Annotated in this window: 17 protein-coding genes; 11 read left to right on the top strand and 6 right to left on the bottom strand. The window is 69.9% G+C overall.

All coding sequences use genetic code 11. The features are described 5' to 3' along the window. Window positions 1-106: 106 nt before the first annotated feature. Window positions 107-3559, bottom strand: a complete 3453-nt coding sequence (locus tag BMY97_RS42410; RefSeq protein WP_091628889.1) for a carbohydrate-binding protein — start codon at window positions 3557-3559, stop codon at window positions 107-109. Between the two features lie 296 nt (window positions 3560-3855). Between BMY97_RS42410 and BMY97_RS42405 the strand changes: the two genes are divergently transcribed. Both BMY97_RS42405 and BMY97_RS42400 read left to right on the top strand, forming a co-directional pair. Next, the gene (locus tag BMY97_RS42405) at window positions 3856-6309 is read left to right on the top strand and encodes a glycosyl hydrolase family 95 catalytic domain-containing protein (RefSeq protein ID WP_177231814.1); all 2454 of its coding nucleotides are present in this window, start codon (window positions 3856-3858) and stop codon (window positions 6307-6309) included. A gap of 764 nt (window positions 6310-7073) precedes the next feature. Then, window positions 7074-7613, top strand: a complete 540-nt coding sequence (locus tag BMY97_RS42400) for a hypothetical protein (RefSeq protein ID WP_091628887.1) — start codon at window positions 7074-7076, stop codon at window positions 7611-7613. A gap of 32 nt (window positions 7614-7645) precedes the next feature. Here the strand turns inward: BMY97_RS42400 and BMY97_RS42395 are convergent, their stop codons facing one another. Beyond that, on the bottom strand, window positions 7646-8266 hold the full coding sequence (locus tag BMY97_RS42395) for a TetR/AcrR family transcriptional regulator (protein ID WP_091628886.1): 621 nt from the start codon (window positions 8264-8266) through the stop codon (window positions 7646-7648). 101 nt (window positions 8267-8367) lie between these two features. Here BMY97_RS42395 and BMY97_RS42390 point away from each other — a divergent pair, with 101 nt between their 5' ends. The 5 genes from BMY97_RS42390 (at window position 8368) to BMY97_RS42370 (ending at window position 12683) form a co-directional block, all read left to right on the top strand. Further along, window positions 8368-8706, top strand: a complete 339-nt coding sequence (locus BMY97_RS42390; RefSeq protein WP_091628884.1) for a non-heme iron oxygenase ferredoxin subunit — start codon at window positions 8368-8370, stop codon at window positions 8704-8706. Then, window positions 8706-9296 (top strand): aromatic-ring-hydroxylating dioxygenase subunit beta, encoded by a 591-nt coding sequence (locus BMY97_RS42385; RefSeq protein WP_091628883.1) that lies wholly within the window; start codon window positions 8706-8708, stop codon window positions 9294-9296. The genes BMY97_RS42390 and BMY97_RS42385 overlap by 1 nt, the downstream gene beginning before the upstream one ends. Before the next feature lie 31 nt (window positions 9297-9327). Then, on the top strand, window positions 9328-10569 hold the full coding sequence (locus BMY97_RS42380) for an aromatic ring-hydroxylating oxygenase subunit alpha (RefSeq protein WP_091628881.1): 1242 nt from the start codon (window positions 9328-9330) through the stop codon (window positions 10567-10569). Window positions 10570-10888: 319 nt separating this feature from the next. After that, window positions 10889-11821, top strand: coding sequence for an aldo/keto reductase (locus BMY97_RS42375; RefSeq protein ID WP_091628879.1), 933 nt, complete (start codon window positions 10889-10891; stop codon window positions 11819-11821). Between the two features lie 28 nt (window positions 11822-11849). Continuing rightward, entirely contained in the window at window positions 11850-12683 is an 834-nt protein-coding gene (locus BMY97_RS42370) for an SDR family NAD(P)-dependent oxidoreductase (RefSeq protein WP_177231813.1), read from the top strand. A gap of 25 nt (window positions 12684-12708) precedes the next feature. On the opposite strand, the gene BMY97_RS42365 is transcribed toward BMY97_RS42370, so the two are convergent. Then, window positions 12709-13308 carry a TetR/AcrR family transcriptional regulator gene (locus BMY97_RS42365; protein ID WP_091628875.1) on the bottom strand — a complete coding sequence of 200 codons (600 nt, stop codon included), beginning with the start codon at window positions 13306-13308 and terminating at the stop codon, window positions 12709-12711. 129 nt (window positions 13309-13437) lie between these two features. On the opposite strand from BMY97_RS42365, the gene BMY97_RS42360 reads away from it, so the two are divergent. Continuing rightward, the gene (locus tag BMY97_RS42360) at window positions 13438-14622 is read left to right on the top strand and encodes a macrolide family glycosyltransferase (RefSeq protein WP_091628873.1); all 1185 of its coding nucleotides are present in this window, start codon (window positions 13438-13440) and stop codon (window positions 14620-14622) included. A 38-nt stretch (window positions 14623-14660) separates the two neighbouring features. On the opposite strand, the gene BMY97_RS42355 is transcribed toward BMY97_RS42360, so the two are convergent. Then, complete coding sequence (locus tag BMY97_RS42355; protein ID WP_091628871.1) at window positions 14661-15287, bottom strand: TetR/AcrR family transcriptional regulator; 627 nt, start codon at window positions 15285-15287, stop codon at window positions 14661-14663. 159 nt (window positions 15288-15446) lie between these two features. Between BMY97_RS42355 and BMY97_RS42350 the strand changes: the two genes are divergently transcribed. Both BMY97_RS42350 and BMY97_RS42345 read left to right on the top strand, forming a co-directional pair. Continuing rightward, a complete protein-coding gene (locus BMY97_RS42350; RefSeq protein ID WP_091628869.1) occupies window positions 15447-16634 on the top strand; it encodes a cytochrome P450 in 1188 nt (395 codons plus the stop codon). 141 nt (window positions 16635-16775) lie between these two features. After that, window positions 16776-17399: a DUF3159 domain-containing protein gene (locus BMY97_RS42345; RefSeq protein ID WP_091628867.1), complete on the top strand. Its 624-nt coding sequence runs from the start codon at window positions 16776-16778 to the stop codon at window positions 17397-17399. Here the strand turns inward: BMY97_RS42345 and BMY97_RS42340 are convergent. Next, window positions 17374-18018 carry an SDR family oxidoreductase gene (locus BMY97_RS42340; RefSeq protein ID WP_091628865.1) on the bottom strand — a complete coding sequence of 215 codons (645 nt, stop codon included), beginning with the start codon at window positions 18016-18018 and terminating at the stop codon, window positions 17374-17376. The two genes, BMY97_RS42345 and BMY97_RS42340, sit on opposite strands and share 26 nt — an antisense overlap. Before the next feature lie 102 nt (window positions 18019-18120). Continuing rightward, window positions 18121-18930 carry a helix-turn-helix domain-containing protein gene (locus BMY97_RS42335; RefSeq protein ID WP_091628924.1) on the bottom strand — a complete coding sequence of 270 codons (810 nt, stop codon included), beginning with the start codon at window positions 18928-18930 and terminating at the stop codon, window positions 18121-18123. Window positions 18931-19047: 117 nt separating this feature from the next. Between BMY97_RS42335 and BMY97_RS42330 the strand changes: the two genes are divergently transcribed. After that, window positions 19048-19407, top strand: a complete 360-nt coding sequence (locus BMY97_RS42330) for a nuclear transport factor 2 family protein (RefSeq protein WP_091628863.1) — start codon at window positions 19048-19050, stop codon at window positions 19405-19407. Window positions 19408-19409 lie beyond the last annotated feature (2 nt).

Below are 19409 nucleotides of genomic sequence, written 5' to 3'. Positions count from 1 at the left end.
GTGGTGGAGAGCCGTCGCCGGGAGCGTCACCGGCCTTGTTGCCACCAGCCGACTTCCTTGGGCGGCGCAGCCGGCATCGGCCCAGGCCGAGGGATGTGCTCCCGTGTCACGCGGCGAACAGGGTGAGGTCGACCGCGTCGGCGATGGCCTGCAGGCCCGCTTCGTTGGGATGCAGATGGTCGCCGGCGTCGTAGGCGGCCAGGTAGCGGGTGGGGTCGGCCGGATCGTGCGTCGCCAGGTCCTGGTCGACGATGCCGTCGCAGCCGCTGTCGCCGCTGCGGACGAACGCGTTGAACGCCTCTCGTGCCGTCTCGCCCTGCTGCGTCCAGTAACCCGCCCCCTGGTAGGGAGTCAGGGTTGAGCACAGGAACTTCAGGCCTTGCCGGTGTGCCCGCGTCACGAGCTGCTTGGCCCCGGCGATGAGCTGGTCCGAGCCGGGCGGGGGGCTGGTGGACCCCAGGTCGTTGATCGGGTCGTCGGAGAAGATCACCCACCGGGCGCCGGGCTGTGCGAGCACGTCGCGGTCGAAGCGGTTGAGCGCGCTTTGACCGGCACCGTCGACGAGGAGCCGGTTGCCGCTGATGCCCTGGTTGAGCACGCCGACGGTGCGCCCGGCGCCGGCCAGCCGGACCGCGAGGTCATCGGGCCATCGGCGGTTCGAGTCGGTCGTCGAGGCGACGCCGTCGGTGATCGACGCGCCCAGCGTCACCACGGAGCCGTCGGCGGTGGAGTTCTGCACGTCGAGGCCGGTGAGGAAGAAGTAGCTGCCGGTGGTCTGCGCGCCGGGCAGGGTGGTGTCGCCGCTGACGTCGCCGGAGGCGGCATAGTTGGTCGCGTTGCCCTGCTGGTGGAAGGTCGACGGGCCCGTGGCATCGGGCAGGTACATGCTGACCGCGACATCCGAGAGGGCCGGCACGGTGAACGCGACCGGGTCGCTCACGGCGAGTCCGCCCGCCGGGATCACCGCGGTCGCCTGCCCGCCGAAGGTGACCGGACGGTCGGTGCCGGCCGTGATCGTCGCCCCGTCGGCTCGTTGCGCCACATGGACATCCGCGATCGTCAGCGGCGCGGAGCCGAAGGCGTTGGACACCTCGACGCGGGCGGACGTGCCGCCGGTGCTCGTGTGCACCACCTGCCGGAGGGTCTGCCGGCCGAACGACGTGCCGCCGCTCTGCGGGGAGACCGACCAGGTGCCGGTCCACGAGCCCGCGGCGGTCTGGGCGAACGCGAAGGCGAAGGAGTTGATGTTCCAGCCGCCGTTGTCCTGGTTCAGGGTCAGGGTCTGCGGGCCCGCGGGCAGGGTGGCGGTCGTGGTGACCGTGGTCCAGTTCTGCCAGCCGCCGGTCGCCGGGATGGCGACGGGGCCGGTGAGGTCGGTGCCCGACGCGCTGGACAGGTGCAGCGCGCCGGCGACAGCGGACGGGGCCGCGACGCGCAGGCTCACCGTGTATCTGCCCGGGGAGCCCACGTTCACCGTGTAGTGGAACCATTGCCCGCCACCGGTCCAGCCGAGGTCGTCGCCACCGCCGGCGTCCGATGTGGACTCCAGGTCGACCCCGTCTGGCCGGTAGCCGTTGGCGTTTCCGTTGACCGAACCGACGTCGTAGGCGACGCCCTGGCCGCCCGTGTCGTAGTTCTCCGCCTCCACTGCGCCCGGCACCGCGGGCGGTGTGCCGCCGTACGGTCCCTCGGATGTCGGGTTCTGCCAGCTGTTGCCGCTCACCGAAGCGGTGAAGCCGCTGGAGTTGTTGGAGTACGGCGTGGCCCCTGCCCGCAGTCCGGTGACGTTGTTGCCGGTGATCGTGGCCGACCCGGTGGGCGCCGGGTAGAACGGCGGTGCGATCACGATCCCGTTGCGCCACGGGGAAGTGATCGTGTTGTTCTGCAACTGCGTGTTGGTGGACTGGGAGAAGCCGACCGCGTCGTACACCGAGTCGGTGATGGTGTTGCCGGACACCGTGACGTCGCTGACGGTGCCGGTCTCGTGGCCGTCTCCGCCGTTGCCGACATGCAGTGCCGGCTGGCCCTGGTTGTAGGCATTGCCGCCGGAGCGCACGATCGTGTTGCCCGACACGGTCGCCGAGGTCAGGTCGTTGCCGTTGACGCCGAACTTGCCGGCGCCGAGGCCGATGTAGCGCGCGGTGTCGCTGATGTAGTTGTTCTCGACGTGGTGGCCGCTGCCGCCGTAGATCGCGACGCCCTTGCCGCCCCACGGCGCGATCGACGTGTTGCCGGTGACCGTGACGTTCGACATCGCGTTGTAGGTGGTGGATCCGTTGTAGGCCACGGAGTTGATGGCGATCGCGTCGTCACCGGTGCCGCGGGCGAAGTTGTTCCGCACGGTCAGGTCGTTGCCGGTGTTCGCGTTCAGCGCGACGTTGTTGACGTTGATGCCGTCGGCCCAGATCGCGGTGAGACGGCTGTTCCGCACGGTGCCGCCGGTGCCCGACGCCCAGAAGCCGGACAGGGTGTGCTGGGTCCAGATGCCGTCGGCGACCCAGTTCGTGCCCGTGGTGTCCATGGCCCCGCCGCCGCCGAACTCCATGGCGCGCCCGGTTTCGCTCGAGTCGAGGTGGAAGTTCTGCACGGTGCACGAGGTCACCGAAAAGATCGCGGCCAGCGGTGTGTTGTTGGGCAGCGGCACGGCGCGGTAGATGGTGGTGTACCACATGCCCGCGCCGGCGATGGTGATGCCTTGGGCGTGCAGGCCGGTCGTGCCCTTGAGGTAGAAGGTGCCCGGCGGGATCCAGAGCGTCCGGCCCTGGGACTGGGCCTGGTCGATGCAGTTCTGGATGGCGCCGGTGCTGTCGGCCGCTTGGCCGTCCGGGGCGCCGTTGGTCGGGTTGTCGTCGGAGACGGCGCCGCAGCTGGTGATCGAGATCGAGCCGGCGGGCTGGGGGAGCGGCGCCGGCGGGTTCTCCACGTCCACGACGTCGACGTCGTAGTACGCCGCCGTGTTCGACGAGTCCTTGACGAGCGAGAAGGTGCTGCCGGGCGCGATCGGGCCGCCGGTGAGGAACGTGTGCGACTCGTCGAAGAACACCCGCGGGTCGGAGTCGGCCGGGTTCTGGTCGTCATTGCCGTTGTAGTTGGTGCCCTCGTAGATCCAGCTCTGCCGGGAGTTGACGTTGAGCGCCTGGCGGAACGTGCCGTTGACATACAGGTCGAGGGTCGCGCTCACGCCGTCGCCGGACGGCGAGTCCGGGATGCTGAGGCGCACGTTGACGAAGCTGATCGGCTGCCCGGTGTCGTTCGTCCAGCGCACTTCCTGGCCGGTGCCGGCCAGGTGGGCGTAGGCGTGCCCGGACGCCTCCAGTGCCGGGCTGGAGTACTGGGTCGTCGGTGCGGAGGTCAGCGACACGACGCCGGCGCCACCACCCAGCGTGCCGCTTTCGGCTTCATAGCTGGTGAACGGCGTCGTCGCGCCGGCCGCGGCCGGCGCCGGGGGAAGAGCCGCGTGGTGTCCGGGGGCTGCTGTCGCGGTGCCCGGAGCCCAGGAGATCACGGCCAGTACGAGGGCGAGCATCGCCGTTCGGCGGACAAGCGGGAGTGACGGCATGGGCGGGTCCTCGACGGTGAGGGGTGTGGGGAGAGTCCGCGTTGCGGGCCCAACGGTACGAGCATGGTCCGATGTTTGCAATATCCAGATTGTCTGAAGAAAATTTCGAACAGTCGGGTGGAAACTTCGATGCGCCCTCGACCTGCGCAGATAGCGATCCGCGCCCTGCCCGACGTCCGTCTGAGGGCGCATCATCGGCTTCGGAGATCTGGACAGCGGGCAGGCGAGGGCGCTACAACACATCCGATGTAAGCCGTCTCGACACGATGACGCAGCTTTGCGTCCAGGGAGGACCCGTGTCCGCTCGACGCCCTCTGCACCGCGTGCTCGCCGCCGCGATCACCTGCGCCCTGGCGGCCGCCGGTCTCGCCGCAGCCACCCCCGGAGCCTCGGCCTCGGGCCCCACCACGGCTTGGCGCGACGGAGGCTTCTCGGTGGACACCGCCGGCGTGGTCTCCCGTTCCGACATCGTGCTCGGCAGGCCGAACACCACGGACGCGCAGTCGTTGCCGCTGGGCAACGGCTCGCTCGGTGCCGCGGCGTGGGCCGGGAACGGCTTCACCGCGCAGCTCAACCGCGGCGACACCCAGCCCTACCGGCTTTCGCCCGGCCAGATCCAGATTCCGGGCCTGTCGGCGATGACGTCGGCGGGGGACTTCACCGGCCGGCTCGATCTTTTCGACGGCGTGCTCACCGAATCCGGCGGTGGCATGACCATGAAGGCGTGGGTGCCGGCGGGCAAGGACGAGCTGGTCGTCGACGTCACCGGCGCCGGCACCGCCCGGCAGACCGCGACGCTGAACCTGTGGAGCGGCCGGACGCCGGCGGCGTCGGCGTCCGGTGGGATCGCCGCCCTGGCGCAGACCTGGGTGGACAACGCCCAGTCCGGCTCCTCCGGCCGGACGTTCGGCGCGATGGCCGCGATCACCGCCGGCGGGCAGGACGTGGCCGCGTCCGTGGTCAACGGCACGCAGGTGCAGGTCGCCTTCACTCCCCACGCGGACGGCGCTTTCCGGGTCATCGCCGCGTCTCCGGCCTGGACCGGCGGCGACCCGGCGGCAACCGCCGCGGCCCTGATCGGCGGCGACGCGACCGCGGCCACGTCGTCGCTGCTGGCCACGCAATCGGCTTGGTGGCACGACTATTGGGCGCATACCGGGCTGGTCGAGCTGAACTCCGCCGACGGCACCGCGCAGTACCTGGAGAATCTGCGCACCGTCTACCTTTACGCCGAGGCCGCCACCATGCACGCCGGGCACGATCCCGGCAGCCAGGCGGGTGTCGCGAACATGTTCGCCTACGCCCAGGACAAACAGGACTGGTACCCGGCCGGGTACTGGCTGTGGAACCTGCGCGGCCAGCTCGCGGCCAACCTGTCCTCGGGCCACGCCGCACTGAACCTGCCGATCTTCGACATGTATCTGCGCGACCTGCCCGGAATCCAGGCCTGGACCGGCGCGCAGATGGGCGGCAAGCCGGGCGCGTGCGTGCCGGAGACCATGCGGTTCAACGGCAACGGTTTCTACAACGGCGGCGACGCCACGCAGAACGCGTCCTGTGCGCTGGCGTCCAGCCCCAGTTACAACGCCGAGACGGTGACCAGCGGCGCGGAGATCGCGCAGTGGATCTGGCGTCAGTACCAGGCCACCGGCGACCTCGGCTTCCTGCGCGAGTACTACCCGCTGCTGCAGCAGGCGGCGACTTTCCTGCTGGCGTACCAAAGCGTCGGTTCGGACGGGTTCCTGCACGCGGTCGCGAACGCGCACGAAACCCAGTGGGCGGTGCAGGACCCGACGACCGACCTCGCCGCCGATCAGGTTCTGTTCGCGGCCACGATCGACGCGGCGACGCTGCTGAACACCGACTCGGACCTGGTGGCGCGGTTGCGCACCGCGCAGCAGCAGATCGAGCCGTATGCCCGCACGGACGCCGCGACCCACACCCAGCTGCTGCCGCCGTCGGCCGACGCCCAGGGCGCCGACGTCATCGCCGATTCCTTCCAGCCGGCAGCGCAGACCCACAACGGCGAGAACATCGGGCTGGAACCGGTTTGGCCCTACGGCGTCCTCACCGACGACTCCGGCGACCTGACCGCGCTGGCCGTGCGTACCTACAGCGCCCGGCCCAACAAGAACAACCCGGATTGGAGCTTCGACGCGGTCCAGGCCGCCCGGTTGGGCCTGCCCGCCGAGGTCGCCACCGACCTGACCACCATTACGCAGCATTACCAGGCCTACATCAGCGGCCTCGCTTCGCTCTTCAGCAGCACACCCGGCGACGAGCCGTACATCGAGCAGTCCTCCACCGTGGCGACGGCGTTGAACGAGGCACTCGCCACCGATTACGACGGAACCCTGCGCTTCGCGCCCGCCTGGCCGTCCGGCTGGGACGTCGCCGGCACCGTCGCCGTCCAGGGAAACTCCACAGTGGACGTCCAGGTCCAAGGCGGCACCATCGCCACCGCCGCGATCCACGCCGGCACAACCCGGACCATGGCCGTGCGCAACCCGTGGCCCGGCCGCCAAGCCCAAGTGGTCAACGGCGTCACCGGCGCCATGGTCGTCGCACCGACCACCGCCGCCACACTGAGCGTCCCCGTGACGGCCGGCTCCGCCTACCTCGTCGAGCAGCCCTCGAATCCGACCACCTCGCTGCCTTTCGCGGAGGTGACGGGCACGCAGGCCACGACCGCCAAGCACCTCGGCACCGTCCAAATCGGCCTCGACGGCAGCGGCGCCCCAGCTCGGTGATCGACGTGTTCACGTTTGCCATCAGGGCGGCTGTGACACCCGCTGGCAGCCACCTCCCGGCGGCCGGGCCTGGGTCCGCAAACGCACAAGAGGACAGCCCCGCCAGGAGTGTTGCGGTGGCTGTTGTGTTGCGCCAACGGCCCAGTCGCCATCCCGGCTTACTGGAGCCGCTGAGCGTCGGCACCTGGGCGTGTCGGATGGTGTCGAGTGATGCCGAACAAGCCTTTTGGTCTGCTCAGATCGTTCCCTGCGCCTGAGCCGACCTGGGCCTTGGCCGCGCTGGGTTGGCGATTTCGCGACGCAGCCGTTGATGTCTGGACCGGCAATTTGGACGGTCGCTTCTGCTGTCACCTGTGTTCGGCGGTGGCGTTCCTCGTCGCTGGCCATACGCTCCGGTTATTCTGACTGCCATGCAAGTAAGCGCATAAGCCGTCAGGCGAAGCTCTCTTGCTCGCAGTGGTGACCGTTCGTCGCGATGGCGGCGTATCCGCCAACCGGGAGAAGGCTGCACGCGTTCGACCGGAATCTGGACGAGCGGCTGATCCGTGCGTCGCCCGACTCCGCACAGTCCGAATTGGACACTGTGGCGGAGCTCCTCGGCCGCGATGACTACCGCCCCGCCCACTACCTGCCGGGGAGCCTCGCATGACCCGCGCACGCCGTTTCCTGAAGAGCGGCTTCGGGCTCGTCACCCTGGCCTGCCTCGTGCTCGCCGGCTGGGAGACCTGGTCGGCCGGGCTGCCCGCCGGCTGCGCTCGTCGCCGGTGTATGCCGCGCCCGGACAGCATGTCGATCTGGCATCGCCGAACGCGTCGTCGGCAACCGACGATTTCGACCACTACACCTGCTCGAGGTTCCCCGGCGCGTACGACGCGAACTTCGGCAAGTCCTTCGTCGCGGAATCGAAGATCACCAACGGCATCGGCGGATTCTCGAAGCAGCCGCTGAACGCGGTGAAGACGATCGTCGTCAACTACGACCAGCTCGTCCTGAGCAGCACCATCCCGGACGGTTCCCGCACGATCAGCCCCTCACTGCCAAGGTACCTGATCGCGATCGCCGCAGTGATCGCCGGAGCCGCCGGGCTCTACTTCGGAGCCCGCCGCGCCGCCGTGGCCACCGAGGCGAACCGCATCCGCCGCATCGAATCCGACGACGAGAAAGCCACCCTGTCCTCGTCCGCCGCGGTGCTGGCACAGGAAACGGCCAAAGCAGCACGTTCGCGAGGAAGGCAAGGACTCAGGTCACGAAGGGGCTTCCCGTGCGCGGGTGTGGTCCACGACGACCGTTGCCGCGTCTCGTAGGGGATGGGCCGCACGGCGTCACCCCGGGGACCTCACGGGCGGGGGCGCTTCCGGGCCGCGCCGGCCGGGTAGGACCGGGCGGGGACGAGGATCTGGTGGATGGCGGGGGTGAGGTACCAGAGGATCTCCGCGTCGGAGGCTTCGGCGAGCTGGGGCAGCCCGACCATGTCGCGGAGCAGGCTCAGGCCGAACAGCTGGACGAACAGCAGGCTCGCGCGCAGCCCGGCGTCCGGGCCGTCGACGTGCTGGCCGAACGGGGCCGCGAGGAGCTGGTCGAGCAGTTGGCGGATCGCTTCACCGGACGCGCCGGGTCCGGCCGAGCGCAGCAGGATGCTGACCCGGTCCCGGTGCTCCTCGTAGCTGATCCGGTGGGCCAGGTCGAGCTGCCGCTGGACGAGTTCCCGTGCCCGCGCCCCGGTTCGCACGTCGCTGGTCATCGTGCGGTGGCCGGGCATCTTCTCGCCGACGACCATCGCGTACAGCGATGCCTTGCCGTCGAAGTAGCGGCTGATCAGGGCCGGGTTGCAGCCCGCCTCGGCCGCGATCGCGCGCACGGTGGTCTCCTGGTAGCCCTGCTTGGCGAACAAGATCGCGGCCGCGCGCAGGATCGCGGCCTTGGTCTTCGCGGCGTTGCGCTTCTTGATCTCCGACATGTAAACAATGCTCCTTCGGATACACGTTGATTACCAGTGTAAACACGGGCCGAAGTATTCAGCTGTTTACTTGCGTCCGAACCCGCTCCTACCGTCGTGGCATGACGACGAACACCACTTGGCACCGGGTCGGCGCGCTCGCCGACCTCCCGGTGGGGGACGCGGTCCGGGTCGAAACACCCGACGGCGAAGTGGCCGTGTTCCACACCGAAACCGGTATCCGGGCGATCGCCAACCGCTGTACCCACGGTGATGCCGAACTCCGGGAGGGCTACCTCGACGGCGAAACGGTCGAGTGCCCGGCCCATTTCGGCACGTTCTGCCTGCGCACCGGCGAGGCGCTCGCGTACCCGGCGATCGAACCGGTGGCCACGTGGCAGATCCAGGTCGACGACGGCCAGATCTACCTCGGCGGCCGCACGAGCGGGGGGAGTGACTGATGCAGATCTCCACCCAGGCCTACCGCCCGCGCCAGGCCGGCGGCCCCGCGGTGGCCAGACCGGCGTTTGCCGGGCCGGCGACCCAGCACGCCATCGAGCAGTTCCTGTTCTTCGAAGCCCAGCTCCTGGACGAAGCCCGTTACAACGACTGGTACGACCTGTTGCACGAAGACATCCGTTACCGGATGCCGGTCCGCCGCAACCGGTTGCACCGCGACCTGCCCCTGGAAAGCACCGGCAGCCGGGAGCTCGCGCACTACGACGACAGCCACGAAAGCCTGGCGATCCGCATCCGCCGGGTGCAGCAGCCGACCGCCTGGTCGGACAATCCGCCGCCCCGGACCACCCGGCTCATCACCGGCGTCCAAGCGCGGGCGGGCGAGCGGCCCGGCACCTACGAGGTGCGGTCGGCGTTCCTGCTCTACCGCAACCGTCTGCAGGACGACGTCGACACCTTCGCCGGCCACCGCGACGATCTGCTCGTCGACGGCGGTTCTCCCGGCGGCGAACCGGTTTTCCGCGTGCTGGACCGGACGATCCACTTGGCCCAGTCGCTGGTGCTGGCCAAGAACCTCGGCCTCTTCTTCTGAACCCCTTGAGCTTGGCGAAACCGGAGGAGCAATGTCCTACCAGGACCTGATCGACTTCGACAAGATCGGCACCCTGAACCCGGAAGTCCTGCACTCCGAGGAAATCTACCGGCGTGAACTCGCCACGGTGTTCGCCCGCAGCTGGCTGTTCCTGACCCACGAATCCCAGCTGGCCAAGCCCGGTGACTTCGTGACCGCCCTGATGGGCGAGGACCCGGTCATCGTGAGCCGCCAGCGTGATGGCGGCCTCAGGGCGTTCCTCAATGTCTGCCGGCACCGCGGTATGCGTGTGTGCCGGCAGGATCTGGGCAATACGCAGCGCTTCACCTGCTCGTACCACGGCTGGTCCTACAACGGCGGCGGCGCCCTCGTGGACGTGCCGATGGAGGACCACGCCTACCACCACCGGCTGGACAAGCCCGGCTGGTCGCTGATCCAGGTCCCCCGCATCGAGACCTACCACGGCCTGGTCTTCGGCTGCTGGGACGAGGAAGCGCCGGCGCTGGCCGAATACCTCGCCGACGCGGGACCGCTGCTGGACCCGATGCTCACCCGGTACGACCACATCGAGTTCGTCGGCCCGATGAAATGGCGGCTGGTCGGCAATTGGAAACTCGCCGCCGAACAGTTCGCCAGTGACGGTTATCACGGTGCGACCGCGCACGCCTCCGCGGCGACCGCCCTGGACACCGACGTGACCGCCATGGGGATGGACCGCGACAGCCTGCAGATCGGTTCGGCGCTCGGCCACGCCGGTGCGCTGGTCACCCCGGCCCGTCTCCCGTTGTCCATGCGCGGGGCCGAAGTCGACACACCCGTCCCGTCGCTGCGGGTGGCGCACCTGAACGTGTTCCCGAACTTCTCCGCGCTGGGCAGCGGGCTGTTCCGGGTCTGGCAGCCCCGCGGACCGGCCGGGATGGACATCTGGTCGTGGGTCATGGTGCCCGCGGACGCCGACGACGACACCCGGCGCAAGCTCATCAGCAAGGTGTCCCTGAGCTTCTCGACCTCCGGCATCTTCGAGACCGACGACAGCGAGAACTGGTCGGAGATCCAGGCCGTGTCCCGCGGCCACATCGCCCGGCAGATGCCGCTGAACTACCAGATGGGCTTCGGCCTCGATCATGACGACGACCGGATCCCGCCGTTCAACGGGAAAACCGGCCACATGACCAATGACATCGGCGCCCGGTACTTCTACACGCGCTGGGCCGAGCTGCTCGACGGCGAGCCCCTGACGCCCGACTTGCCCGGTCCGGCACTGACTTCCTGAGCGCTCCCGGAGGTAGCCCGCACCAGAGAGGACAAGGCCATGACATTCCCACCTCCACCGGCCGAGCTGGCGGGCCTCGCTGGACATCAATTTCCTGGCGGCTGTCCGGCTCAACACCGCGCTCGTCCCGTCGATGATGGCGCAGGGCGTGATCGTGAACCTGTCTTCGATGATCACCCATGCGCCTATGGGCCCGTTGCCCGGGTTCCGACGTGGTGCGGCGCGAGATCGCCGAGCAGATCGGCCTGGCCGAGGCGGCGGTGCCCCTCGGCCGCACGTGTGAACGCCTGCACCACCTATCCGGAAAGAGCAGTGGGACATGACGAAAATCGGCAGCTCCGATCTCGACGTCTTCGGACTGAACCTCGGCGGCAACGTATTCGGCTTCACCGCCGATGAACAGCAGTCGTTCGACGTTCTCGACGCTTACACGGCGGCCGGCGGGAACTTCATCGACACCGCGGATTCGTACTCCGCCTTCGTTCCCGGCCACGTCGGCGGCGAATCCGAGACGATCATCGGCAAGTGGCTGACCCGGCGCGGCCGTCGCGACGACGTGGTGGTCGCGACGAAGGTCGGCAGCCTGGGCACGCGCCCCGGCCTGTCGGCGAAGAACATCGCCGCCGCGGCCGAAGACTCCCTCGAACGCCTCCAGACCGATTACCTCGACCTGTATTACGCGCACGGTGACGACGCCGGTACCGCTCTCGAGGAGACCTTGCAGGCGTTCGACGGACTGGTCCGCTCGGGCAAGGTCCGTTACATCGCGGCCTCGAATTACACCGCGTCCCGGCTGGCCGAGGCCTTGGCCGTCTCGGACCGCGAAGGTTTCGCGCGGTACGTCGCGCTGCAGCCGCACTACAACCTGGTCGAACGCGGCTACGAAGAGGAACTGGCGCCGCTGGTCGCCCGCGAAGGGCTCGCGACGTTGCCGTACTTCGGGCTGGCCGGCGGCTTCCTGACCGGCAAGTACCGCTCCGACGAAGACGCAGGGAAAAGCCCGCGGGCCGCGGGTGCGCTGGCCTACTTGGATGCCCGTGGCGAGCGGGTCCTGGCCGTGCTCGACGAGGTCGCGAGGGCGCACCGGGCGTCGGTTGCCTCGGTCTCCCTCGCTTGGCTGGGCGCGCAACCCACCGTCGCTGCTCCCATTGCCAGCGCTCGCACTACCGGGCAGCTGCCGGACCTCCTGGCGTCGGTTTCCCTGGAACTGACGCCCGCGGAGCTTGCGGCGCTCTCCGACGCTGCTGCCTGACCCGACGTTCACGAAGAAGGAGGACAAGGTGCTCGATGGCGAAGTAGTCCTGGTGACTGGCGCGACCGGCACGATCGGCCGCGCCATCGCGGCCGAGCTCGGTGCGCGCGGTGCCGCGCTGGTACTCACCGGGCGTCGTCGGGAAGTTCTGGCCGAGGTGGCCGGTGAGCTGCGTGATCGCGGCGTTCAGGTCGAAACGGTGCCCGGTGACGTCTCGGATCCCGATCACGCCGAAGCGGCGGTGGCGCGGGCGAAGGAGGCTTTCGGCCCGGTGACGACCTTGGTGAACAACGCCGGCGGGACCACCTCGGTCCACGCGGCCATCGCGGACAGCGATCCGCGAGTATGGCGGGAAACGCTGCTCGCCAATGTCTACGGGCCCTATCTGTTCGCCCGGGCCGTGCTGCCGTCCATGCTGGCGCGGAAAGCGGGGCGGATCATCACGGTGGCCAGCCGCGCGGGCACCGCGGCCATGCCCGGGGCCGGCGACTACGCGGTGGCCAAGGCGGCGGCGATCCGGCTCAGCGAGAGCATCTCCGCCGAGACCCGCGACCACGGCGTGCTCGCGTTCAGCCTGCACCCCGGCGGGGTCGTCAACCCCTCGGTCGCCAAGGCCCTCGAGCGGGGACTCGTTCCGGCCGGGCGATTCCCCGATCCGCCGGAAGCCGCCGCCCGGATGATCGCCGACCTGGCGGAGGGCCGCTACGACGTGCTGTCCGGCGCCTTCCTCGACGTCAACGACGATCTGCCGGCACTGGCGGCCCTGACCGCCCGGCGCCCGCCCGGGTCTTCGCCGGCCCGGGTCCTGCGAGTGGTCGGGCTTCCCCCGGAATGGGAGGCCAAACCGCGCACTTCGGCGTGACCACCCGGCCTGGTCGCCGCCATGGTCACGGTGTCACGAGGGGGAGCACGGTGTGGTCGACGATGTCGACGAGCACCGATTCGGGGATGGGGGCGCCGTGGAGCAGGAAGTGCTCGCGGACGAGCGCCGGGCCGACCATCGCCACCTGCCGGTCCGCCGCCGAACTCCTGGCCTGCCCGCGTTCGATGGCCCGCCGCAGGATCTGCTGGGTGGGCAGGGGACGGGCGGCGAAGATGTGCGCGCGGAAGGCGTCGCGCAGTTCGGGGTCCTTGATCGACTCGGCGAGCAGGCCCGGCATCACCTGGCCGAGCGGTCCGGCGAGCCGGTCCGCGAAGGTCCGTAGCAGGGCGAGCAGATCCTCGCGCAGGTCACCGGTGTCGGGCAGCTCGATGCGGTCGGGCAGCCGGCTCAGCAGGGCGATCACGATCTCCGGGCGTCCGGGCCAGCGTTTGTAGACCGAGGTCTTGCCGGTGCGGGCCCGTTCGGCGACCCGGTCGAGGCTGAAGGCCGCGTACCCGTACTCGGTCAGCTCCGCCAGCGCCGCGTCGAGGATGGCGTCGTCGAGCTCCTTGCCGCGGCGCCGGCTCAGGGTGCGGTGATCGACGGACGGTTCGGGGGGCGCCATGGACGATCTTGCACACCTCTCTGGATCACGCCTAAGATAGAGGTCTGTACGTCCTCTATCTTGGATCGGCTGCTGCGATACAAGCCGGTCGGCGTCGTCGGCGCAAGCCGGTCCAACCCAGGGGGGATCATGACCAAGCACATCGCCGTCGTCAGCATGCCCGCGCACGGCCACGTCAACCCGACGCTGCCGCTCGTGCGGGAGCTGGTCCGCCGTGGCCATCGGGTCACTTATCCCATCGCGGAGCCCTTCCGGAGCGCGGTCACCGGCGCCGGCGCGGACTTCGCCGAGCTGCCGGAATGGGAGCGCCCGAGGCGGCCGCCGGGCAAGATCGAGTTCACCCCGGAGCTCATGGGCATCATGGCGGACACGGTCATCGCGCAAACCCGGCGGACCCTGCCGGAGCTGCTCGCCCGTTTCGAACGAGACCGGCCCGACGTGGTGTGTTACGACGGGATGATGCCCGCCGGGCCGATGCTCGCCGCGCTGCTGGACGTTCCCGCGGTACAGCTGTTCACCAGCTTCGCCTCCAACGAGCACTACGCGCTGCGAGAGGAATTGTTCCCCGGGCTCGACGCCGGCGTCCCCGAGCTGGCCGGCGCGCTGGAGCGGATCCGCCGGTTCGCCGGGGAGAGCGGCGTTTCCCGGCCGGTGGGCGCACTCTTCGCCCCCGTGGCCGAAGAGCTGAACCTCGTTTTCCTGCCGCGCCGGTTCCAGTTCGCGGGAGACAGCTTCGACGACCGGTTTGTTTTCGTCGGCCCCTCCGTCGAAGGCCGCGAAGGCGCCGACGGATGGCAGCCGCCTGCTCCCGGTACCCGGCTGTTGTTCATCTCGCTGGGCACCGCCATGAACAACCGGCCGGAGTTCTTCCGGCTGTGCCTCGAGGCGTTCGGCGGGACGAGCTGGCGGGTCGCCATGGCGATCGGCGATCAGGTGGATCGCGCCGGGCTCGGCCCGATCCCGGCCAACTTCGAGGTGCGGCCGTACTTCCCGCAACCCGCGGTGCTCGGCCGCGCCACCGCGTTCCTCACCCACTCGGGGATGAATTCGACGATGGAATCACTCGCCGCCGGGGTGCCGATGGTGAGCGTGCCGCAAATGGGCGAGCAGTCGGCGAACGCCCGCCGTGTGGAGGAACTCGGACTCGGGCGCCGGCTGCCCGCGGAGCCGACCGCGGACGTCCTGCGCGAGACCGTCGACGCCGTCGCGGACGACCCCTCGATCAAAGCGAACCTCGCCGACATGGCCAAGGTGATCCGCGACGCCGGTGGCGCGCCGGCCGCCGCCGACGCACTCGAGCGGCTGCTCGCCTGAGTTTCGCAGCCGGCCAGCTCGTCGAGGTCGGCAGACGGTCAGAGCCGGAAGCCTTCGACGCTGGCCCGGATGGCCTCGATCAGGCCGTCGGACCTGCCGTCCGCCTGGTCCTCGGCGGCGATGCGGAGGGCGACGTTGAGCATTCCCGCCTGGACCCGCACTTCGAGCGCCTCCGTGGGAAGGCTGAGGCGGTGCGCGATCACTTCGGCGAACGTCGGCTCGGCGTCGTGCTGGGTCTGCAGCCAGACGGCACGCAGTCCCGGTTCCTCCCGGCACATCCTCACGACCTCCTGTCGTGCCGCGGCGTCTGCCGCGGACACGACGCCGCCGTGTGAGTATGCCGCTCGCAGGTGATCCAGCAGGGGCGTGCCGGCAGGCCAGGAACGCAGCTGGTCGAGAAAGGCGTCGATGCCTTCCGACAGCAGCGGCTGTACGCAGCTTTCCTTGGTGGGGAAGTAGCGCCAGAGTGTGCGGACCGAGATGCCGACGGCGTCCGCGATCTGCTCGCCGGAGGTGCCTGCCACGCCCTGCGCGGCGAAAAGCTTCGCCGCCTGCCGGGCGATCTCGAGCCGCTGGATGGCTTTGCGCCGATCGGTCATCGGCGGCCGCCCCTTGCCGGAGCGATTGCCGACCGCTGAGGCCTGCCGCGGCTGCGCCTCCCGCATCGCGGAACCACCTCCTCCTGGTGCGCCGGTCCGTTCGTTCGGCTCATCCTAGTCAACTGTCACTGAAAGACAAATTGTCGCTTAGTGACAGTATGTGCTACGTTCGGATGGTCAACGGCGCAGCGCTCGCCGACCCGTCCGAGATCGAGGTATCGGTTCATGACCATCACCGACGGCACGCCTCCACGCCTCTCGGTCGAGCGTGACAACCTGTTCGATCCGCCCCGCCTCCTGGCCGCCCTGCCCCCGGTGAGCCGTGTCGTGTTTCCCAGTGGCGCCGACGGCTGGGTCGTCACCGGCCACGCCGAGGCCCGCGCCCTCTTCTCCGAACCCCGGCTGAGTGCCGACCGCACGCGCGCCCATCACCTGCTGCGGCCGGGTGCGGGCCGGCAATCGGGCGGGCCGCCGCCCGGGATGTTCGTCTCGATGGATCCCCCGGAGCACACGCGCTACCGCCGGATGCTCACGGCCCAGTTCACCCTCCGCCGGATGCGTGCCCTGGAACCCCGGATCGAGCAGATCGTCGCCGACCGGCTGGACGTCCTCGCCGCCGCCGGAGCGCCCGCGGACCTCGTGAGCACCTTCGCGCTGCCGGTCCCGTCCCTGACGATCTGCGAGCTGCTCGGTGTCGACTACGCCGATCGGGACCTGTTCCAGCACCTGTCCGGCGCCATGCAGGACAGCACCCTGAGTCCGGCACAGGTGCAGGCGGCCGCCCAGGAGTACCTCGAGTTCATGGCTGCGCTGGCGCGCGCGAAGCGTGCCCGTCCCGACGAGCGCCTGATCTCCGGCCTGGTCACCGACACCGACCTGACCGAGCGGGAGATCGCCGGCATTGGCATGCTGCTGCTGATCGCCGGGCACGAAACCACCGCCAACATGCTTTCTCTAGGCACTTTCGCGCTATTGCAAAACCCTGGACAGCTGAGGCTTCTCCGCGAAAACCCGGAGCTGCTGCCTGGCGCGGTCGAGGAACTGCTGCGGTATCTCAGCATCGCGGCGTTCATCGCCGGCCGCGTGGCCACCGACGACTTCACCATTGCCGGGGCCCGGATCCAAGCGGGGGACACCGTCCTGCTCCTGCTGTCGGCGAGCAACCGGGATCCCGCGCTGACCGACCGCCCCGACGAACTCGACGTCACCCGCGGGCGGACCCACCACCTCGCCTTCGGTCACGGCATCCACCAATGCCTCGGCCAGCAGCTCGCGCGGGTGGAGCTGCGGATCGGTTTTCGTCGCCTGTTCGAACGATTCCCCACGCTGCGTCTCGCTGTCGGTCCGCAGGAGGTCGTCCTGCGAACCGACATGGAGATCTACGGCGTGCACTCGCTGCCCGTCACCTGGTGACGGCCCTGACCCCGGCACCGTCCCAGGAGGACACATGTCGCACTACCCCGACCGGCTGGTGGCGAGCGCGGCCGCGCTGATCACGGTGGCGATCTTCGTCGCGTTCACCGGGACCGCCGACCCGGCGATCACGAGGCGTTCATGACCGCCGGGCGGATCAGGGCGGTCCTCGAAGCAGCGCTGCCCGCACTGGCGTTCACGCTTGTGGTTTCCTTGCGCGGCAACCTTTTCGCTGCCGTGACGACCGCGGTGCTGCTTACCGCCGCTTTCACGGTGTGGCGGCTGCTGGCGGGGGAGCGGTCGCTGCGGCCGTTGACCGGGCTCGCCCTGCTGGCCCCCGCCGCGCTGACGACACTGCTGTCGAGTTCGGCGGTCAACTTCTTCCTGCCCGAGATCGTCCTCACCGGCCTGGGCATTCTCGTCGCGGTGGCGCTGCAACTGGCCGGCCTGTCCCCGGCCGGGCTGCTCGCCTCGCTGGCGACCGGGTCGGGCACGGCGTGGCGGCGGTGCCGGCTGCGGCGCCGCGCCTACTCGGCGGCGACCGCTGTCCTGCTGATCGTGGCCGTCGTGGCGGTGGCGGTCCAGCTGCCCCTGTACCTGTGCGGATCGGTCGGTGTGCTCGGCATCGTCCGCGTCCTGACGCTGCTGATGACGGCGCTCGGCTTCGTGGCCGCCTTCGCCCTGTACCGCCGGATGATCGGCGACCACGTCTGCGACGAAGTGCCCGCGGCCGGCCGAATCAGGTCGGAGTCACGGGGTGGGTGACGTTCATGGAAGCAGCAGGCGGCGAAGGTCCTTTCAGGACTGCGCGGTGGGTCGGACGACCAGTTCGTTCACGTCGGCTGACGATGGTGACGCGCAGTGCGGTGTTCTCCTGGCGCAGGCCTTCGGACAGGGCCCGGACGGCGAACTTGGTGGCGCAGTAGACCGCCGCGGTCGGGTCGACGCGGTAGGCCGAGGTGGACGCGACGTTCACGATGTGGCCGGTCCCGCGGGCGCGCATGAGCGGGAGGACGGCGGCGATGCCGTGCAGGGTGCCGCGCAGGTTGACGTCGATGATCCGGTTCCAGTCGCCGACCCGCAGTCGGTCCAGAGTGGACAGTGGCATCACGCCGGCGTTGTTGACGAGGACGTCCACCCGGCCGTGCTGTGCGTGGGCGGCTTCGGCGAAGGCGCGCATGCCGCCGAGGTCGGTGGCGTCGAGTTCGTGGTGGTCGGCCTGGCCGCCGCCGGCCCGGATTTCCTGTGCCAGTGCGGAAAGCCGGTCGGTGCGGCGGGCGCCGAGGACGACGTGGTGGCCGTCGGCGGCCAGCTGCCGCGCGGTCGCTGCACCGATGCCGCTGCTCGCCCCGGTGATCAGGACGATCTTGCTGCCGGTGGTCATGCGGGTGTTCCCCTCGATCGGGTGGCGGTTTCACGATCGAGCGTGCCGCTCCGGCCGGGGGCGGAAGGAGGGCGCGGTTACCTGGGTGTGGCGCACCCTGGTTCAGGCGGTGGCGTGCAGGGAGCCGAGCAGGGCGAGGGCGTCGGCGCTGGGGCTGCCCGGTTCGGCGGTGCCGACCAGGAGGTATTGGCCGGACGCGCCGCGGACGTCGAAGGTCTGGTAGGTCAGCTCGATGCGGCCCACTTCGGGGTGGTCGAACCGTTTGGTGGTCCCGGCCAGGCCGTGGGCCCGGTTGTCCTGCCACCTGGCCGCGAACTCCGGGCTGGCGTCGCGCAGTTCGCCGACGATCCCGGCGACGTCGGCCCGGTCGTAGCCGCTGGCCAGCCGTAGCGCGTCGACCGCGCTCGCGGCGATGGTGTCCCAGTCGGCGAAGAGCGTGCGGGCGGCCGGATCGGTGAACAGCGCGTGCACCATGTTGGCCGGCTTGCCGATCGGTGCGAGCAGAGCGTCGGCGAGGGCGTTGGTGGCGAGCAGGTCGAGCCGGCGGTTGGTGACGTAGGCGACCGCGGCCGGGAAGGTGCCCATCAGCCGCAGCAGGGCCGGGTCGACGTCGTCACGAGGTGGTGCGGGGGTGCTGGGGGTGAGGCCGGCGAGCCGGTAGGCGTGCCCGAGGGCGTCCGGGTCCAGCCGCAGCGCGCGGCCGATCGCGTCGAGGACCGGGCTCGACGGGTTGCGTTCGCGGCCCTGTTCCAGGCGTGCGTAGTAGTCCGCGCTGACGCCGGCCAGCACGGCCACCTCTTCACGGCGTAGGCCCGCGACGCGACGGGGGCCGTGGCTGGGCATCCCGATGTCGCCCGGGGTCAGCCGGGCCCGCTGCGCGCGCAGGAATTCGCCCAGTTCGGAGCCGCTCACCACCTCACGGTAACAGCGCGCTTCCTAGGAGCCGCGCACCCAGGAAGCCAGGCCGTTCCGGGACTCCGGCCGCGTCGCGCATGCTGGTTGCCGGGGTCCCGCCGTCGAGAGGAAACGATGAACGCCGTCACCGAGCCGGAGGTCCAGGCGTGGGTCGAGCGCTACGTGCACGCGTGGAAGACCGAGGCCGAGCCCGACATCGCCGCGCTCTTCACCGAGGACGCCGAGTACCACGAGTGGCCGTACGAGACGTCCTGGATCGGCCGGGCGGAGATCGTGCGCGGCTGGCTCGACCGGCGCGAGTGGCAGGAGGGCGGCTGGGGCTTCGCGTGGACCGTGCTCGGGATCAGCGGGGACACCGCCGCGGTCGGCGGCACCGGGACCTATCGCAAGCTCGGTACCTTCGCGAACCTGTGGACCGTGACCTTCGACGACGGGGCGTGCAGTGTGTTCCGCATGTGGAACAACGAGGTCTGAGC

The sequence above is a fragment of the Amycolatopsis saalfeldensis genome (genome assembly GCF_900110575.1).
Taxonomy (GTDB): Bacteria; Actinomycetota; Actinomycetes; order Mycobacteriales; family Pseudonocardiaceae; genus Amycolatopsis; species Amycolatopsis saalfeldensis.
This window is presented reverse-complemented; position numbering and strand designations above follow the sequence as displayed.

Coding starts and splice junctions, on each gene's coding strand:
- BMY97_RS42410 (WP_091628889.1), bottom strand. CDS start 3,559: ATGCCGTCACTCCCGCTTGTCCGCCGAACGGCGATGCTCGCCCTCGTA.
- BMY97_RS42395 (WP_091628886.1), bottom strand. CDS start 8,266: ATGTCGGAGATCAAGAAGCGCAACGCCGCGAAGACCAAGGCCGCGATC.
- BMY97_RS42390 (WP_091628884.1), top strand. CDS start 8,368: ATGACGACGAACACCACTTGGCACCGGGTCGGCGCGCTCGCCGACCTC.
- BMY97_RS42385 (WP_091628883.1), top strand. CDS start 8,706: ATGCAGATCTCCACCCAGGCCTACCGCCCGCGCCAGGCCGGCGGCCCC.
- BMY97_RS42380 (WP_091628881.1), top strand. CDS start 9,328: ATGTCCTACCAGGACCTGATCGACTTCGACAAGATCGGCACCCTGAAC.
- BMY97_RS42375 (WP_091628879.1), top strand. CDS start 10,889: ATGACGAAAATCGGCAGCTCCGATCTCGACGTCTTCGGACTGAACCTC.
- BMY97_RS42365 (WP_091628875.1), bottom strand. CDS start 13,308: ATGGCGCCCCCCGAACCGTCCGTCGATCACCGCACCCTGAGCCGGCGC.
- BMY97_RS42360 (WP_091628873.1), top strand. CDS start 13,438: ATGACCAAGCACATCGCCGTCGTCAGCATGCCCGCGCACGGCCACGTC.
- BMY97_RS42355 (WP_091628871.1), bottom strand. CDS start 15,287: ATGCGGGAGGCGCAGCCGCGGCAGGCCTCAGCGGTCGGCAATCGCTCC.
- BMY97_RS42350 (WP_091628869.1), top strand. CDS start 15,447: ATGACCATCACCGACGGCACGCCTCCACGCCTCTCGGTCGAGCGTGAC.
- BMY97_RS42345 (WP_091628867.1), top strand. CDS start 16,776: ATGACCGCCGGGCGGATCAGGGCGGTCCTCGAAGCAGCGCTGCCCGCA.
- BMY97_RS42340 (WP_091628865.1), bottom strand. CDS start 18,018: ATGACCACCGGCAGCAAGATCGTCCTGATCACCGGGGCGAGCAGCGGC.
- BMY97_RS42330 (WP_091628863.1), top strand. CDS start 19,048: ATGAACGCCGTCACCGAGCCGGAGGTCCAGGCGTGGGTCGAGCGCTAC.